The sequence below is a fragment of the Streptomyces flavusporus genome (genome assembly GCF_046267975.1).
Taxonomy (GTDB): domain Bacteria; phylum Actinomycetota; class Actinomycetes; order Streptomycetales; family Streptomycetaceae; genus Streptomyces; species Streptomyces flavusporus.
Window position 1 is genome coordinate 5828541 of sequence record NZ_CP176503.1, and the last position, 16401, is coordinate 5844941.

Sequence of the window (16401 nt, forward strand, 5' to 3'; positions counted from 1 at the left end):
GAGGGCTGACATGGTGGCGGCGCGTCGGAAGAGCGGAGACGCGTTCGGCGTGACGGCAGTGCTGTGCGCGCTGCTGTCGGCGTGCGACGTGGCGGGCGGTGGTGGCGGGGGCTCGGTCGACGAGCTGGGCTTGAAGCCGATCACCCAGGCGACCGCCACCGGCCTGCCGGGCGGGCTGGGCAAGGCGGCGCTGGCGGGCCGGGAGGCGGAGGGCTTCACGGTGACCGCGGCGGGGGCGCCGGTGGTGCGGGTGTCGCAGAATGCCTGCGCCCCGGCGGCGTACGCCCTGTCGGGCACGGTGATCGGCAAGCCGGCGAGCACGGTCGTACGCCAGGCGTCAGGGGAGGGCGCCGTGGTGACCGTCGCCCTCGCGGAGTACGAGGCCGAGCAGGCCCAGTCGGCGATGGACGCGCTCGGGACCGCGGTCGACGACTGCGCTTCCGGCTTCACGGCGACGGTGGACGGCGAGGATCGGGCCTTCCGCAAGATCGCCCTGGAGCTGGCTCCCGAGGGCGCGGACCAGGCGATGGGTCTGGGTGCGGTCGTCAAGCGGGCCGGAGCGAAGACGCCGGTGAAGGCAGTGGTCTTCCGCAAGGGGAACACCGTCGCCTACGTCAGCGCCGTGCCCGAGGGTAGCGCCCCGAAGGACTTCGCCGTACCGGCGGCCATTGTGGACGCCCAGTTGGCCAAGCTGTCCTGAGCCGCCTGGCGTGAACCTAAGTGGCTGACGGTGCGTCAGCCATTGCTGAGGAACAGAGAAAGCGAACACAGCACATCGTGAACAGATCCGGCATACGCCGCTCCCGCTTCCGCGCCGGTGCTCTGGCGGCCTCCGCCCTGGTCTCCGTCGCAGTGCTCACCGGGTGCGGTGGCTCCGGCGACGGTGACTTCGCCGTCGATGCGTCCGTGTCCCCGTCCGCCGCGCAGACGTCTGCCGCCGCCTCCGCCGTCAAGCCGCTGACCGCCGCCCAGTTGGACAAGCTGTCCCTGGCCGCGAGTGACCTCAAGGGCTTCGACGTCCGCAAGCCCGCCGCGTACGAGAGGTTCACCAAGGATGACCTGCGTACGGGCGAGGCGGACTGCGCCCCGGTCAGCCAGGTCATGTGGGGCGTGGCCCTGGGTGACCCGGCGGCCACCGCCCAACGGCGGGTGGACTCCGGGCTCGACGACACCGCGATCGATGCGGCGGAGTCCGCCGAGGAACTGGACGCGGCGTTCACCGTCACCAGCACCACGGTGAGCCTCGCCTCCTACGACAACGAGGACCAGGCGAAGACGGCCCTCAAGTCGCTGCGCAGCTCGATTGCCGCTTGTGACGGCGGGTTCCAATCCAGCGCGGGCGGAACGCAGGACGTCGGCAAGGTGAGCACGGCCACCGCGCCCGACGCCGGCGACGAGGCCGTCGCCTTCACCGCGACGGTCAGCGGCGACGGCGGTCTCCTGGGCCCGACGAAGGCGGTGATCTTCCGCCGCGGCAGCATCCTGGCCCAGTTCAGCACCGTCAACTCCGCTGCAGTGGTCTCCGGCGACGCATGGGACTTCCCGACCGTCCTGGTCGAGACCCAGGAGACGAAGCTCGGCTGAACGAGGAGGCCTACTCGGCGTCGTCCGACTCCCCTGCGTCCGGATCGGGGACGGCGATCACCGGCGGACACGGACGCCGAGGACGCCGAACACGACGGCACCAGCCACACGTAGTCGCACCGGCCCTCCGGGGCCCCGGCCGCAAGGGGGGTGCCCCTACGGGGCCGGCGCCCGGCGCCTCCGGGCCACTGGCCCGCACCCGTGCGCATGCGGTTCACGGAAGGCGTGATACAGATTTCTGTATAGTCGTGGGTGTGAGTGATCCGTGGCTGATCGAGATCGAGCCGGAGGTGCGCCAGTGGCTGGAGCTCCTCTCGGATCAGCAATACGACAAGGCCGAGCGTGCTGCCGACATGCTCGCGGCCCAGCCGACCACCCTGGGGGAGCCCTACTCCCGGCACCTTGGCGGCAAGCTGCGAGAGCTGCGGTTCACGATGGAGGGGAACGCGGTCCGCATCACGTACTGGCTCGCTCCCGAGCAGCGGGTCGTGCTCCTGACGGTGTTCCGCAAGACCAGGCAGCGGGAGGAGGCCGAGGTCGAGCGGGCTCGGCAGGCACAGAAGGTGTGCGAAGCGGAGCATGGTCCCGCTGAGCACAGCTACGACCGGAGTGAGGAGGAGAAGTGGTGAACCACTCCCAATGGAAGACTCGGCGGACCCGGAAGCTGCTGGGGGAGCAGGTCGAGGAGTCCGCGGCCTACGTGGAGGCCGGGTACGCGTTCGCTCTGGGGCAGGCCGTTCATGACCGGCGTAGGGAACTCGGGCTGTCGCAGGCCGAGCTGGCGCGCCGCGCCGGCATGACCCAACCGCAGATCTCCAACATCGAGGGCGGCGACTCCGTACCGACACTGCCCCTGCTCACCCGTCTGGCCAAGGCTCTGGATGCATCGCTGACCATTGATCTCGATGGCGACAGTTCGACGTTCGTGTTCACTGCGCATGACCGCGACCGGTCGTCCGAAGCGGCATCGGACGGAGGCTCCTCTGCTGCTTGAGCCGCGCGCCTACCGCTGTCGTCATGCCGGGGCGTGTTGTGGGACAGATCTGCCGGAGAAGACCCGGCCGACAGTCGACGGCGTGACGGCGTGACGGCGTAAGTGGCGTACCGACCGGCCCGGCCGGAGCCCACCGGCGTGGACTCCGGCTCCGTATCCGTAGCTCCGACTCGCGTTACTCCGGCGTCTTCTCGTCCGGCAGGACAGCCGGCGGCGGAGCCAGCGGCCGCAGCTTCAGCCACATCAGGAAGAACAACCCGAGCAGCAGCATCCCCACCCCGGTCCACAGGTTGACGTTCACCCCCTCGGCCTTGGCGATCGCCGCGTCATCGTCGGTCAGCCCGGCGATCGTGACGATGACGCCGTAGATCACGAACAGCGCACCAATGGTCCGACGGATGTCGAACAGTCGCGCGGCGGTGGCGGACTTGCCCTCCAGCTCGGTGACTTCCCGCTGGACGTCCTTCTCGGAGAATCCGTGGTCCTCGGACATGGTCTCTCAATCCTCCCGCGGTCAGAACGAGAACGGGATGTAGCAGACGGCGGCCAGAATCACGGCACCCCAGCCGAGCAGCGCCGGCTTGCGGTACCACGCGTCGTCGCCCACGGCGGGCGGCTCGGGCACACCGGGGGCCCGGGTGCCGTAGACCAGCCCCTGGAGTTCCTCCGCGGGCTTCGGCGCGGTGAAGAGCGACACGGCCACCATGACCACCGCACCGGCGACGAACCCGGCGATCGCGGAGACGAAGTTGGCGCCCTGGTCGGAGGGGATGCCGATGACGCCCTGCTGGTAGAAGACGAAGTAGTTCACCATCGCGGCGGTGGTGCCGGCGAGCAGACCCCAGAAGCCGGACTTCGCGGACGCCCGCTTCCAGAACATGCCGATGATGAACGCGACGAACATCGGGACGTTGAAGAAGGAGAACAGCGTCTGGAGGTACGCCATGATGTTCGAGAACGACGAGGCGAGGAACGCCGTGCCGATGGACGCGATCACACCGATCGCCGTGATGAGCCGCCCGAACCGCACGTAGTACGCGTCCTCGCGGCCCTTCACCACGTACTTCGACCAGATGTCGGACGTGAAGACGGTGTTGAAGGCCGAGATGTTGGCCGCCATGCCCGCCATGAAGGCCGCCAGGAGACCGGTGACCGCGATGCCCAGGACGCCGTTGGGCAACAGGTCCTGCATGAGGTACGGGATCGCGTCGTTGTACTGCAGGTCCGACTCGGGCGTACCGATCTGCGGAACCAGCGCCGCGGCGACCAGGCCCGGGATCATCACCAGGAAGACGATGAAGATCTTCGGGAACGCGGCGATCAGCGGCGTACGCTGCGCCGCGGACAGGTTTCTCGCCGACAGCGCGCGCTGCACCTCGGCGAAGTTCGTCGTCCAGTAGCCGAACGACAACACGAACCCGAGGCCCAGGACGATCGTCAGCCAGTTCGCGCCGAGCGGGTTGTCGTGGCCGATGCCGGTGCCGCCCCACGCGGTCATGAAGTTCTCGCCGCGGCGTTCGGTCAGCGTGTCGGACAGCCCGTCCCAGCCGCCGACCTTCTTCAGGCCGAGCACCGAGATCGGGATGAGCGCGGCGAGGATCACGAAGAACTGCAGCACCTCGTTGTAGATCGCCGACGACAGACCGCCCAGGGTGATGTACGCCAGCACGAAGAAGCCGGCGATCACGATCGCCACCCACTGCGGCCAGCCGAGCAGCGCTTCGACGACGATCGCGAGGGCGTAGAGGTTGACGCCGGCGATCAGGATGGAGGCGCAGGCGAACAGGATCGAGCTGAGCAGGTGCGCCCCCTTGTCGAAGCGCAGCAGCAGGAACTCGGGAACCGAGCGGACCTTGGAGCCGTAGTAGAACGGCATCATCACCAGGCCGAGGAAGACCATGGCGGGGATGGCGCCGACCCAGTACCAGTGGGTGGTGTAGACGCCGTACTGCGCGCTGTTGGCGGCCATGCCGAGGATCTCGGTGGCGCCGAGGTTGGCCGCGATGAACGCCAGACCCGTGACCCAGGCGGGCAGGGAGCGTCCGGACAGGAAGAAGTCGAGGCTGGTCTTGACCGACCGGCGGGCGGCGAAGCCGATGCCGAGGACGACGACGAAGTAGATGCCGAGGATCGTGTAGTCGAGCCAGTTGGTGGGGAGCCGTAGCTCGGCGGCCAGGTATGTGGGGGTTTCCATACGCACTCGCTTCGTTGCGGGACTTCGTTGCGGGAACTGAGCCGAACCGATTCCTGAACTGATCCAGGGCGGAACCTACGCCTCCGCGTTCGCTAATTGAACACGTCCGATGTCGAGCTTTGATTGATTGTGATGTTGACTGTCGTGGTGAGTTGTGTTTTGGTATGTTGAGTTCTGTTGAATGCTTGGGTGGCTCGAATGGAGAGTCCGCGGTGAAGAAGACCTCGACCCGTCTCGCCGACGGTCGTGAGCTGATCTACTACGACCTGCGCGACGACGCCGTGCGCGACGCGGTCGACCGCCGTCCGCTGGACCGGACCGTCACGACCTCCGAGATCCGCCGCGACGAGCTGCTCGGCGACGCGGTCGCCATCGCCTCGCACCGCCAGGGCCGCACCTACCACCCGCCGGCCGACGAGTGCCCCCTGTGCCCGACGCAGGGCGACCGGCTGAGCGAGATCCCGGACTCGTCGTACGACGTCGTCGTCTTCGAGAACCGTTTCCCCTCGCTGGCCGGCGACTCCGGCCGCTGCGAGGTCGTCTGCTTCACCTCCGACCACAACGCCTCCTTCGCCGACCTGAGCGAGGAGCAGGCCGGGCTGGTTCTGGACGCGTGGACCGACCGTACCTCCGAGCTGTCCCACCTGCCCTCCGTGGAACAGGTGTTCTGCTTCGAGAATCGCGGCGCCGAGATCGGTGTGACCCTGGGTCACCCGCACGGCCAGATCTACGCCTACCCCTTCACCACCCCCCGCACCGCCCAGATGCTCCGCTCGCTCGCCGCCCACAAGGAGGCGACGGGCGGGGAGAACCTCTTCGACGCCGTCCTGGAGCGTGAACTCGCCGACGAGCGGGTCGTCCTCGCGAGTGAACACTGGGTGGCCTTCGTGCCGTACGCCGCGCACTGGCCGTACGAGGTTCACCTGTACCCGCGCCGCCGGGTGCCGGATCTGCTCGGGCTCGACGAGGCGGCGCGCTCGGAATTCCCCCAGGTTTATCTGGAACTCTTGAGGCGTTTCGACCGGATCTTCGGCGAAGGTGAACCGCCCACGCCGTACATCGCGGCCTGGCACCAGGCCCCGTTCGGCCATCTGGAGGAGTTCGAGGGCGTCAGCCGTGACGACTTCGCGCTTCACCTGGAGCTTTTCACCATCCGCCGTACTTCCGGCAAGCTGAAGTTTCTCGCGGGTTCCGAGTCCGGCATGAGCGTGTTCATCAACGACGTGCCGCCGGAGCGCGCGGCCGAGCGACTGCGAGAGGTAGCGAGTTCATGAGTGGGAAGTACCTGGTCACGGGTGGTGCGGGATACGTCGGCAGCGTGGTCGCCCAGCATCTGCTGGAGGCCGGTCATGAGGTGACGGTCCTCGACAACCTCTCGACCGGCTTCCGCGAGGGCGTGCCCGCCGGCGCCGCCTTCGTCGAGGGCGACATCCGCGACGCCGCCAAGTGGCTGGACTCCTCGTACGACGCCGTGCTCCACTTCGCCGCGTCCTCCCAGGTCGGCGAGTCGGTCGTGAAGCCGGAGAAGTACTGGGACAACAACGTCGGCGGCACGATGGCCCTGCTCGGCGCGATGCGCGAGGCGGGCGTACGCAGGCTGGTCTTCTCCTCCACGGCGGCGACGTACGGCGAACCGGAGCAGGTCCCGATCGTCGAGTCCGCGCCCACCGCCCCGACGAACCCCTACGGCGCCTCCAAGCTCGCCGTCGACCACATGATCACCGGCGAGGCGAAGGCCCACGGCCTGGGCGCGGTGTCGCTGCGCTACTTCAACGTCGCGGGCGCCTACGGCGCGTTCGGCGAGCGCCACGACCCCGAGTCGCACCTCATCCCGCTGGTCCTCCAGGTCGCCCAGGGCAGGCGCGACGCGATCTCCGTCTACGGCGACGACTACCCGACGCCGGACGGCACCTGCGTCCGCGACTACATCCACGTCGCCGACCTGGCCGAGGCGCACCTGCTGGCCCTCAAGGCGGCGACCCCGGGCGAGCACCTGATCTGCAACCTCGGCAACGGCAACGGCTTCTCCGTCCGCCAGGTCATCGAGACGGTCCGCCAGGTCACCGGCCACCCGATTCCCGAGGTGGTGGCCCCGCGCCGCGGCGGCGACCCGGCGGTCCTGGTGGCGTCGGCCGACACGGCCCGCGCCCGCCTCGGCTGGAACCCGTCCCGCGCGGACCTCGCGGGAATCGTCGCGGACGCGTGGGACTTCGCGCAGCGGCACGGCAAGTAGAACGTACGGAAGGTCAGGGGTCAGGGGTATGAGCAGCGAGGTCGCCGCAGGGACTGTCGCCGAGCGGTTCAAGGGGCTGTACGGGGCCGAGCCGGACGGCGTGTGGGCCGCACCGGGCCGGGTCAACCTCATCGGCGAACACACCGACTACAACGACGGCTTCGTGATGCCGTTCGCGCTGCCGCACACCGCGGTCGCCGCGGTCTCGCGCCGCGACGACGGCGTACTGCGTCTGCACTCGTCGGACGTCGAGGGCGGCGTCGTCGAACTGGACGTCGACGCCCTGGAGCCGGAGTCGGACAGGAACTGGACGGCGTACCCGGCGGGCGTGGTCTGGGCGCTGCGCGCGGCCGGCCACGAGGTGACCGGCGCGGACGTCCACCTGACCTCCACGGTCCCGGCGGGCGCGGGTCTGTCGTCGTCGGCGGCACTGGAGGTCGTGATCGCCCTGGCGCTCAACGATCTCTACGAACTGGGCCTGAAAGGCTGGCAGTTGGCCCGGCTGTGCCAGCGCGCCGAGAACGTCTACGTCGGCGCCCCGGTCGGCATCATGGACCAGACGGCCTCCGCCTGCTGTACCGCGGGCCACGCCCTGTTCCTGGACACCCGCGACCTCTCCCAGCGTCAGATCCCCTTCGACCTCGCAGCCGAGGGCATGCGCCTGCTGGTCGTCGACACCCAGGTCAAGCACGAACACAGCACCGGTGAGTACGGCAAGCGGCGCGCCGGCTGCGAGAAGGGTGCCGCGCTGCTGGGCGTCGACGCCCTCCGCGACATCCCCTACGCCGAGCTGGACGCGGCGCTGGCCCGCCTGGGCGACGAGGAGGAGATCCGCCGCCTGGTCCGCCACGTGGTCACGGAGGACGAACGAGTCGAGCGAGTCGTCGCCCTCCTGGAATCGGGCGAGACCCGCGCGATCGGCCCGGTCCTCACCGAGGGCCACGCCTCGCTGCGCGACGACTTCCGCATCTCCTGCCCGGAGCTGGACCTGGTCGTGGACACCGCGCTTTCGGCAGGGGCCCTGGGCGCCCGCATGACGGGCGGCGGCTTCGGCGGCTCGGCGATCGTCCTGGCCGACGTCGCGGACGTGGACACGATCACCAAGGCGGTGGAGGAGTCCTTCGCGGCAGCCGGCTTCACTGCACCGCGGGTGTTCGAGGCGGTGCCTTCGGCGGGGGCGCGGCGGGTGAGGTGACGCGGGCGCGGCGGTGCCGGTTTCAGAACCCGGTCCCGCCGCCCGCGAAGCGGACGGGCGACACGAGGGCGATGCGGATCAGGCCGGGTTCGGGCGGTGGGGCGTCGTACACGTAGGCCTCAGACGTGATCTCGGCGACGACGGGCTGCTGCTCCTCGGTCACCGGCCGCTCTTCCGAGCGGCGCGGATCTTGGTGACGGCCGCGGCGACAGCGGTGTCGAAGTCGGGATCCTGGCGGGCGATGACCCGGCCGCGGAATTCCTCGACGAGGCGGACGACGCCGGTGAGGTCGGCGGGGTCGGCACGGTTGATCCTCGCGGGCCAACTCGGCCTCGAAGTCGTCGGCATCACCGGGGAAGCCGTAGCCCATGGTGAGAGCGGTGCGGAGTTCGCCGATGGTGCGCATGGGGGGCACCGTATCTGCGGGCTCGCGCTCAGGTGCGGCTTCCAGCGCCTCGCGGGACCTCTGACCGTCTCATCCCAGCCGCTTGGTCAGCGTGAACTCCGTGATCCCCGGCGGATAGTCCGGGATCGCGCACACCACGTCGTACCCCTGTTTCTCGTAGAACTTCGGCGCCTGGAAGTCCCACGTCTCCAGCCGGGATGCCGAGCAGCCCCGCTCCGTCCGCGCCACCCGCTCCGCCTCGGACAGCAGTCGCGAACCCAGCCCCGCGCCCCGGTGGCGTTCGTCGACCCACAGGTACGTCACGTGCAGCCACGCCGCCCACGTATGCCCCACCAGCCCGCCCGCCAGGGCGTCCGAGCCGTCCAACACCCACACGTGGAGGGGGACTTCGCGTTCAGCGGGGGTTCCGCGCAGGTCGCGCAGGACGGGGGACGCGGCCGTGTTGCTGTTGCGGAGCCGGGTGCGGAGGAGATCACGCCGGGATTTGTCGACTTCTGTCTCCATACGAAACATGCGGCTCACCATAAACGTGTCGGACAACCAGTTCTGCAAATTACCTTCCGCTCCCGGCCCCCGGCCGTACCCTGATGAACGGCACCGGTGGGGGCCGGTGCTGTTCAGGGGGCGAGACAAGTCGGGTACGACGCCCGAAGTGGGGGTAGCAGTTTCTGCACGGCGGCGGCCGTGCGGCTGCGGCGACCCCGTCCTGGGGAACGGCAGAAACAACAACCCGGGAGCGCTTCGGGCGTCGTACCCGCACCGGTCGGCGGCTCCCGACGATGGATCCCCTGCTCTTGGAGAGCGTGGGGAAGGGGGTTTTGTGGTTCGCATCCGAGTCCTGGTCGTCGACGACCACCGCATCTTCGCCGAGTCCCTCGCCGCGGCCCTGGCCGCCGAGCCCGACGTCGACGTCTCCGCGGCCGGCAGCGGTCCCGCCGCGCTGCGCAGCCTGGAGCGCGCGGCTGCCGAGGGCCGCCGGTTCGACGTACTGCTCGTCGACGCCGATCTGGGCGGGAACGTACCCGCAGTGCGGCCCGCCGTGCCCGTGCCCGTGCAGGAGGGCGGCGTGGACGGGGTTGTGGACGGGATCTCCCTCGTCGCGGCGGTCCGGTCGGCGCAGCCCGCGGCGCGGATCGTCGTACTCGCCGAGAAGGACGATCCGCGGCGTGCCGCCCTCGCCCTGCAGGCGGGGGCCGGCGGGTGGGTCGCCAAGGACTGTTCGCTGTCCCGGCTGCTCACGGTCATACGAGGTGTGCTGCGCGACGAGACGCATCTGCCGCCCGCCCTGCTCACCGGGGTGCTGCGCGAGCTGACGGCCGCCCGGAAGCACCGCACCGAGAGCGAGCGGCTGGTGGAGTCCCTCACCCCGCGGGAGCGGGAGGTGCTGCGGTGCATGGTCGCGGGGCTCGGGCGCAAGGCCGTCGCCGAGCGGCTGTATCTGTCCCCGCACACCGTACGGACGCATATGCAGAACGTCCTCGGCAAGCTCGGCGTCCACTCCACCCTCGCCGCCGTCGCGCTGGCGCGCAGGGCGGGGGTCGGGCCCGTGGACCTAGCTGGGGATGTTGTCGAACGGGGCGGTCAACTGGCGTAGCAGCGCCGCCAGTTCGCTGCGCTGGGCGTGGGACAGCTCCGCGAGGATCGCCCGCTCCTGGTCCAGCAGGCCCGCCAGCGCCTGGTCGGCGCGGTCCCGGCCCTCGTCGGTGAGGCGGACCAGGACGCCACGCCGGTCGCTGGGGTCGGGCAGGCGTTCCACCAGGCCCTTCTTCGCCAGGCGGTCGATACGGTTCGTCATCGTGCCCGAGGTGACCAGGGTCTGGGTCAGCAGCTGTCCGGGGGAGAGCTGGTACGGGGTGCCCGCGCGGCGCAGTGCCGTCAGGACGTCGAACTCCCAGGGCTCCAGGTTGTGCTCGGCGAAGGCCAGCCGGCGTGCGCGGTCCAGGTGCCGGGCAAGTCTGCTCACTCGGCTGAGCACCTCGAGCGGTTCCACGTCGAGGTCCGGGCGCTCCCGGCGCCATGCTGCGACCAGCCGATCGACCTCGTCCTCCATGGCGATCAGTGTAGTGGTTGTGTCGACGTGAAGTCTCTTGACGTCAAGATATCCTGGGGGGCAAGCTGGAGCCGACCTACGGTGACTCCAAGGAAGGCCCGCCATGTCCGCCGCCGCCACCTGGGACCCCGCCCAGTACCTGCGTCACGCCGGCCACCGCGCCCGCCCCTTCGCCGACCTCCTCGCCCACGTCCCCGACCTCCCCGCCGGCCGGCCCCGCATCGCCGACCTCGGCTGCGGCCCCGGCAACGTCACGGCCCTGCTCGCCCGGCGCTGGCCCACCGCGCACATCACCGGCTACGACAACTCCCCGGAGATGCTCGCCGACGCCCAGGCCCAGGCGGGCCCCACCCCGGCCGGCGGCCGCCTCGACTTCGCCGACGCCGACGTGCGCACCTGGACGCCGACGGAGCCGCACGACCTGATCATCAGCAACGCCACGCTCCAGTGGGTGCCCGGCCACGCCGACCGCTTCGGCGACTGGATCGCCGCCCTCGCCCCAGGCGGCACCTTCGCCTTCCAGGTCCCCGGCAACTTCGACGCCCCCAGCCACCGCCTGATGCGCGACCTCGCCGCTGCCGACCCACGCCTCAGGGGCGTCCTGCGCCACGAAGACGCCGTCCTGGCCCCCGAGACCTACCTGGAACACCTCACCGCCCTCGGCTGCACGGCCGACGTCTGGGAGACCACGTACATCCATCTGCTGACCGGCGAGGACCCCGTCCTCGACTGGGTGAAGGGCACCGGACTACGCCCCGTCCTCACCGCCCTCGCGGACGACCCTGCGGCGAAGGACGAGTTCCTGAACGACTACCGCACCGCCCTACGCCGGGCCTACCCGGCCGGCCCGCACGGCACCCCGTTCCCGTTCCGCCGAATCTTCGCCATCGCCCGGAAAGAGGCGTGACCAGCCTCCCGAATCAGCTCGGAATCAGCTCTTCCGGTGCCCGATCAACCGCGGCTTCTGCTCCAGCCCGTCCAGCCCGTGCCACGCCAGGTTCACCAGATGCGCCGCCACCTCCGCCTTCTTGGGACGGCGTACCTCCAGCCACCACTGACCGGTCAGGGCGACCATGCCGACCAGGGCCTGGGCGTAGAGGGGGGCGAGCTTGGGGTCGAAGCCGCGGCTTTTGAACTCGCGGCCCAGGATGTCCTCCACCTGTGTGGCGATGTCCGAGATGAGAGACGCGAAGGAGCCGGTCGACTGCGGGATGGGGGAGTCACGGACCAGGATGCGGAAACCGTCCGTGTACTCCTCGATGTAGTCCAGCAGCGCGAACGCCGCCTGTTCGCACAGCTCACGCGGATGGCCCGCGGTCAGCGAGCTGGTCACCATGTCCAGCAGGCGCCGCATCTCGCGGTCCACGACCACCGCGTACAAACCTTCCTTGCCGCCGAAGTGCTCGTACACCACCGGCTTGGACACCCCGGCCTTCGCCGCGATCTCCTCCACCGACGTGCCCTCGAAGCCCTTCGCGGCGAAGAGGGTGCGACCGATCTCCAGCAGCTGCTGGCGACGCTCCGCACCGGTCATACGGGTACGGCGCGTGCGCCGCGGCTTCTCGTTGCTGGGAGTGCTGCTGGAGTCGGTCGCCACGCCGTCAATCATGCCGCCTTGGCGGTCTCCCGCCCGCGCCGGGAGCCGTCTCCCCCGGTGTTCCGGCGGGAATCGATACGCGAGCGTGACGGCCAGCGCACGTCGTAGGCCCACCCGGCCAGCTCGAACCAGCGGATCAGCCGGGCCGAGGAGTCGATCTGACCGCGCTCCACACCGTGCCGCGCGGAGGTCGGGTCGGCGTGGTGCAGGTTGTGCCAGGACTCGCCGCAGGACAGGATCGCCAGCCACCAAACGTTGCCCGACCTGTCCCGTGACCTGAATGGCCGCTTGCCCACCGCGTGGCAGATCGAGTTGATCGACCACGTCACGTGATGCAGCAGCGCCACCCGGACGAGTGACCCCCAGAAGAACCCGGTGAACGCGCCCCACCAGGACATCGTCACCAGGCCGCCGATCAGCGCCGGCAGGGCCAGGGACACCACCGTCCACAGGATGAACTGACGGGAGATGTTCCGCAGCGTCCGGTCCTTGATCAGATCCGGCGCGTACTTGTCCTGCGGCGTGCGCTCCTCGTCGAACATCCATCCGATGTGCGCCCACCACAGGCCCTTCATCAGGGCCGGCACGGTCTCGCCGTAACGCCACGGGGAATGCGGATCGCCCTCCACGTCGGAGAACTTGTGATGCTTGCGATGGTCGGCCACCCAGCGCACCAGGGGGCCCTCGACCGCCAGCGAGCCCGCGATCGCCAGCGCGATCTTCAGGGGCCGCTTGGCCTTGAACGAACTGTGGGTGAAATGGCGGTGGAAACCGATCGTGATGCCGTGACAGCCGAGGAAGTAGAAGAAGACCAGCAGGCCGAGGTCCAGCCAGCTCACGCCCCACCCCCACGCCAGCGGCACGGCCGCGATCAGCGCGAGGAACGGGACGATGATGAAGAGCAGAAGCGCGATCTGCTCCGCCGAACCCTTGCGGTCGCCGCCCAGGGTGCCGGTCGGCTCGGAGGCGGAGGTGTCCTGGGAAGTCGCCTTCGGGGCGTCGTCGATCACATCGGAGCTCGTGGTCATGGGGCGTCCCCTGTGGGGTCGAGGTTGAGATGGGTGCCGTGGCTGGGGGGAGACCGCGGAAGGCTCGAAAGCCTTCCCTACGGTTCCGTAACCTACGGCGTCGTAAGTATGTCAGTGCGCCGTCCGGCGGCAAGAGCCCGTGAGCTGCGCGTCCCGGCCGACACCTATCCTGGAGTCGGTCGGACAGCGCGGTCCGCTCTGTTTACTTCCCGGATGATCCGGCCCGTATGCGGCACCCCGCCGCGCGAACGGGTCACCGGGTTCCCTCCCTCACGAGCTTCAGACGAGCTTCAACACTGCAAGGAGCCGCACCTGTGAGCAGTGCCGACGACCTGACTACGCGCACCACGACGACCAGCACCGCCCTGCGCGCCGACATCCGCCGGCTGGGCGACCTCCTCGGTGAGACGCTCGTCCGCCAGGAGGGCCCTGAGCTGCTGGAACTCGTAGAGAAGGTGCGCCGCCTCACCCGCGAGGACGGCGAGGCCGCCGCCGAACTGCTGCGCGGCACCGAACTGGAGACCGCGGCCAAGCTGGTCCGCGCCTTCTCCACGTACTTCCACCTGGCCAACGTCACCGAGCAGGTCCACCGCGGCCGCGAACTGCGCGCCAAGCGCGCCGCCGAGGGCGGACTGCTCTCCCGTACGGCCGACCGGCTGAAGGACGCCGACCCGGAACACCTGCGCGAGACGGTCCGCCACCTCAATGTTCGTCCGGTGTTCACGGCCCACCCCACGGAGGCCGCCCGCCGTTCGGTCCTCAACAAGCTGCGGCGCATCGCCGAGCTGCTGGACACCCCCGTCATCGACGCCGACCGGCGCCGCCACGACACCCGTCTGGCCGAGAACATCGACCTCGTATGGCAGACCGACGAGTTGCGCGTCGTACGCCCCGAACCGGCCGACGAGGCCCGCAACGCGATCTACTACCTCGACGAGCTGCACGCCGGCGCCGTCGGTGACGTGCTCGAGGACCTCACCGCCGAGCTGGAGCGCGTCGGCGTCAGGCTCCCCGACGACACCCGCCCGCTCACCTTCGGCACCTGGATCGGCGGCGACCGCGACGGCAACCCCAACGTGACCCCGGACGTCACCTGGGAGGTGCTGATCCTCCAGCACGAGCACGGCATCAACGACGCCCTGGAGATGATCGACGAGCTGCGCGGCTTCCTGTCGAACTCCATCAGGTACACGGGCGCCACCGAGGAACTGCTGGACTCCCTCCAGACGGACCTCGAGCGGCTCCCCGAGATCAGCCCCCGCTACAAGCGGCTGAACGCCGAGGAGCCCTACCGCCTGAAGGCCACCTGCATCCGGCAGAAGCTGGAGAACACCAAGCAGCGCCTCGCCAAGGGCATCCCGCACGACGCGGGCCGCGACTACCTCGGCACCAGCGAGCTGCTCCACGACCTCAAGCTGATCCAGACCTCCCTGCGAGAGCACCGCGGCGGACTGTTCGCCGACGGCCGCCTCGACCGCACCATCCGCACGCTGGCCGCCTTCGGCCTCCAGCTCGCCACCATGGACGTACGCGAACACGCGGACGCCCACCACCACGCCCTCGGCCAGCTCTTCGACCGGCTGGGGGAGGAGTCCTGGCGATACGCGGACATGCCCCGCGACTACCGTACGAAGCTGCTCGCCAAGGAACTCAGGTCGCGCAGGCCGCTGGCCCCGATGCCCGCGCCCGTCGACGCGGCCGGCGAGAAGACCTTCGGCGTCTTCCGGACGGTCAAGCGGGCCCTGGAGGTATTCGGGCCGGAGGTCATCGAGTCGTACATCATCTCGATGTGCCAGGGCGCCGACGACGTCTTCGCGGCGGCGGTGCTGGCCCGCGAGGCCGGCCTGATCGACCTGCACGCCGGCTGGGCGAAGATCGGCATCGTGCCACTGCTGGAGACGACGGACGAGCTCAAGGCCGCCGACTCCATCCTCGAGGACATGCTCGCCGACCCCTCCTACCGGCGCCTGGTCGCCCTCAGGGGCGACGTGCAGGAGGTCATGCTCGGCTACTCCGACTCCTCGAAGTTCGGCGGCATCACCACCTCGCAGTGGGAGATCCACCGCGCCCAGCGGCGACTGCGTGACGTCGCCCACCGCTACGGCGTACGGCTGCGCCTCTTCCACGGCCGCGGCGGCACCGTCGGCCGCGGCGGCGGCCCCACCCACGACGCGATCCTCGCCCAGCCCTGGGGCACCCTGGAGGGCGAGATCAAGGTGACCGAGCAGGGCGAGGTCATCTCCGACAAGTACCTGATCCCGTCGCTGGCCAGGGAGAACCTGGAGCTGACGGTGGCCGCGACCCTGCAGGCGTCCGCCCTGCACACCGCGCCCCGCCAGTCCGTGGAGGCGCTGGCCCGCTGGGACGCGGCGATGGACGTGGTCAGCGACGCGGCGCACGCGGCGTACCGCAGGCTGGTGGAGAACCCGGACCTCCCGGCGTACTTCTTCGCCTCCACGCCGGTCGACCAGCTCGCCGATCTGCATCTGGGGTCGAGGCCGTCCCGCCGCCCCGACTCGGGCGCGGGCCTGGACGGACTGCGGGCCATCCCGTGGGTGTTCGGCTGGACCCAGTCCCGGCAGATCGTCCCCGGCTGGTTCGGCGTCGGCTCCGGCCTGAAGGCGCTGCGCGAGGCGGGCCTGGACACCGTGCTCGACGAGATGTACGAGCAGTGGCACTTCTTCCGCAACTTCGTCTCCAACGTCGAGATGACGCTGGCCAAGACGGACCTGCGGATCGCCGGGCACTACGTCGACACCCTCGTCCCCGACGAGCTGAAGCACGTCTTCGACACCATCCGCGCCGAGCACGAACTGACCGTGCGGGAGATCCTCCGCGTCACCGGCGAGGACGAACTTCTCGACGCCCAGCCCGTCCTGAAGCAGACCTTCACCATCCGCGACGCCTACCTGGACCCCATCTCCTACCTCCAGGTGGCCCTCCTGAAGCGCCAGCGCGACGCCGCGGCCACGGGCGCCGAGCCCGACCCGCTGCTGGCGCGGGCCCTGCTGCTGACGGTCAACGGCGTCGCCGCCGGCCTGCGCAACACCGGCTGACCCGAGCCGACATGACGGTGCCCCCGTGCTGCCTACGAGCACGGGGGCACCGTTTGTTCTGTTA

At 69.8% G+C, this 16401-nt stretch carries 18 protein-coding genes; 10 read left to right on the top strand and 8 right to left on the bottom strand.

Annotated features, from left to right (window positions below; genetic code table 11):
- Nucleotides 1-49 precede the first annotated feature (49 nt).
- The 4 genes from ACKTSN_RS27635 to ACKTSN_RS27650 all read left to right on the top strand — a co-directional run bounded on the left by ACKTSN_RS27635 (nucleotide 50) and on the right by ACKTSN_RS27650 (nucleotide 2578).
- Nucleotides 50-700, top strand: a complete 651-nt coding sequence (locus ACKTSN_RS27635) for a hypothetical protein (protein WP_409471580.1) — start codon at nucleotides 50-52, stop codon at nucleotides 698-700.
- Between the two features lie 77 nt (nucleotides 701-777).
- A complete protein-coding gene (locus ACKTSN_RS27640; RefSeq protein ID WP_409471581.1) occupies nucleotides 778-1584 on the top strand; it encodes a hypothetical protein in 807 nt (268 codons plus the stop codon).
- Between the two features lie 254 nt (nucleotides 1585-1838).
- On the top strand, nucleotides 1839-2213 hold the full coding sequence (locus ACKTSN_RS27645; RefSeq protein ID WP_385513495.1) for a type II toxin-antitoxin system RelE/ParE family toxin: 375 nt from the start codon (nucleotides 1839-1841) through the stop codon (nucleotides 2211-2213).
- Entirely contained in the window at nucleotides 2210-2578 is a 369-nt protein-coding gene (locus ACKTSN_RS27650) for a helix-turn-helix domain-containing protein (RefSeq protein WP_409471582.1), read from the top strand. The genes ACKTSN_RS27645 and ACKTSN_RS27650 overlap by 4 nt, the downstream gene beginning before the upstream one ends.
- A gap of 175 nt (nucleotides 2579-2753) precedes the next feature.
- Here the strand turns inward: ACKTSN_RS27650 and ACKTSN_RS27655 are convergent, their stop codons facing one another.
- A complete protein-coding gene (locus tag ACKTSN_RS27655) occupies nucleotides 2754-3071 on the bottom strand; it encodes a hypothetical protein (protein WP_409471583.1) in 318 nt (105 codons plus the stop codon).
- Between the two features lie 21 nt (nucleotides 3072-3092).
- Entirely contained in the window at nucleotides 3093-4772 is a 1680-nt protein-coding gene (locus ACKTSN_RS27660) for a sodium:solute symporter family protein (protein WP_409471584.1), read from the bottom strand.
- A gap of 212 nt (nucleotides 4773-4984) precedes the next feature.
- On the opposite strand from ACKTSN_RS27660, the gene galT reads away from it, so the two are divergent.
- Genes galT through galK form a run of 3 tightly spaced genes read left to right on the top strand, consistent with a single transcriptional unit; the run spans nucleotide 4985 to nucleotide 8200 of the window.
- On the top strand, nucleotides 4985-6046 hold the full coding sequence (gene galT, locus ACKTSN_RS27665; RefSeq protein WP_409471585.1) for a galactose-1-phosphate uridylyltransferase: 1062 nt from the start codon (nucleotides 4985-4987) through the stop codon (nucleotides 6044-6046).
- Nucleotides 6043-7005, top strand: a complete 963-nt coding sequence (gene galE / locus ACKTSN_RS27670) for a UDP-glucose 4-epimerase GalE (RefSeq protein ID WP_409471586.1) — start codon at nucleotides 6043-6045, stop codon at nucleotides 7003-7005. Before galT ends, galE begins: the two co-directional genes overlap by 4 nt.
- Before the next feature lie 28 nt (nucleotides 7006-7033).
- Nucleotides 7034-8200 (top strand): galactokinase, encoded by a 1167-nt coding sequence (gene galK / locus ACKTSN_RS27675; RefSeq protein ID WP_409471587.1) that lies wholly within the window; start codon nucleotides 7034-7036, stop codon nucleotides 8198-8200.
- 22 nt (nucleotides 8201-8222) lie between these two features.
- Here the strand turns inward: galK and ACKTSN_RS27680 are convergent, their stop codons facing one another.
- The 3 genes from ACKTSN_RS27680 to ACKTSN_RS27690 all read right to left on the bottom strand — a co-directional run bounded on the left by ACKTSN_RS27680 (nucleotide 8223) and on the right by ACKTSN_RS27690 (nucleotide 9131).
- Complete coding sequence (locus tag ACKTSN_RS27680) at nucleotides 8223-8363, bottom strand: hypothetical protein (RefSeq protein ID WP_409471588.1); 141 nt, start codon at nucleotides 8361-8363, stop codon at nucleotides 8223-8225.
- Complete coding sequence (locus ACKTSN_RS27685) at nucleotides 8360-8548, bottom strand: hypothetical protein (RefSeq protein ID WP_409471589.1); 189 nt, start codon at nucleotides 8546-8548, stop codon at nucleotides 8360-8362. Before ACKTSN_RS27685 ends, ACKTSN_RS27680 begins: the two co-directional genes overlap by 4 nt.
- A 127-nt stretch (nucleotides 8549-8675) precedes the next feature.
- The gene (locus tag ACKTSN_RS27690) at nucleotides 8676-9131 is read right to left on the bottom strand and encodes a GNAT family N-acetyltransferase (protein ID WP_409474933.1); all 456 of its coding nucleotides are present in this window, start codon (nucleotides 9129-9131) and stop codon (nucleotides 8676-8678) included.
- Nucleotides 9132-9426: 295 nt separating this feature from the next.
- On the opposite strand from ACKTSN_RS27690, the gene ACKTSN_RS27695 reads away from it, so the two are divergent.
- Nucleotides 9427-10200: a response regulator transcription factor gene (locus ACKTSN_RS27695; protein WP_409471590.1), complete on the top strand. Its 774-nt coding sequence runs from the start codon at nucleotides 9427-9429 to the stop codon at nucleotides 10198-10200.
- Here ACKTSN_RS27695 and tamR read toward each other — a convergent pair.
- Nucleotides 10159-10656, bottom strand: coding sequence for a MarR family transcriptional regulator TamR (gene tamR / locus ACKTSN_RS27700; protein WP_224735024.1), 498 nt, complete (start codon nucleotides 10654-10656; stop codon nucleotides 10159-10161). The two genes, ACKTSN_RS27695 and tamR, sit on opposite strands and share 42 nt — an antisense overlap.
- Before the next feature lie 103 nt (nucleotides 10657-10759).
- On the opposite strand from tamR, the gene ACKTSN_RS27705 reads away from it, so the two are divergent.
- The gene (locus ACKTSN_RS27705) at nucleotides 10760-11563 is read left to right on the top strand and encodes a trans-aconitate 2-methyltransferase (RefSeq protein ID WP_409471591.1); all 804 of its coding nucleotides are present in this window, start codon (nucleotides 10760-10762) and stop codon (nucleotides 11561-11563) included.
- Between the two features lie 24 nt (nucleotides 11564-11587).
- On the opposite strand, the gene ACKTSN_RS27710 is transcribed toward ACKTSN_RS27705, so the two are convergent.
- Together ACKTSN_RS27710 and ACKTSN_RS27715 are read right to left on the bottom strand one after the other, a co-directional pair.
- Entirely contained in the window at nucleotides 11588-12265 is a 678-nt protein-coding gene (locus ACKTSN_RS27710) for a TetR/AcrR family transcriptional regulator (protein ID WP_224738088.1), read from the bottom strand.
- Nucleotides 12262-13281: an acyl-CoA desaturase gene (locus ACKTSN_RS27715; RefSeq protein ID WP_409471592.1), complete on the bottom strand. Its 1020-nt coding sequence runs from the start codon at nucleotides 13279-13281 to the stop codon at nucleotides 12262-12264. Before ACKTSN_RS27715 ends, ACKTSN_RS27710 begins: the two co-directional genes overlap by 4 nt.
- A 314-nt stretch (nucleotides 13282-13595) precedes the next feature.
- Between ACKTSN_RS27715 and ppc the strand changes: the two genes are divergently transcribed.
- The gene (gene ppc / locus ACKTSN_RS27720) at nucleotides 13596-16337 is read left to right on the top strand and encodes a phosphoenolpyruvate carboxylase (protein ID WP_409471593.1); all 2742 of its coding nucleotides are present in this window, start codon (nucleotides 13596-13598) and stop codon (nucleotides 16335-16337) included.
- Nucleotides 16338-16401: the final 64 nt, after the last annotated feature.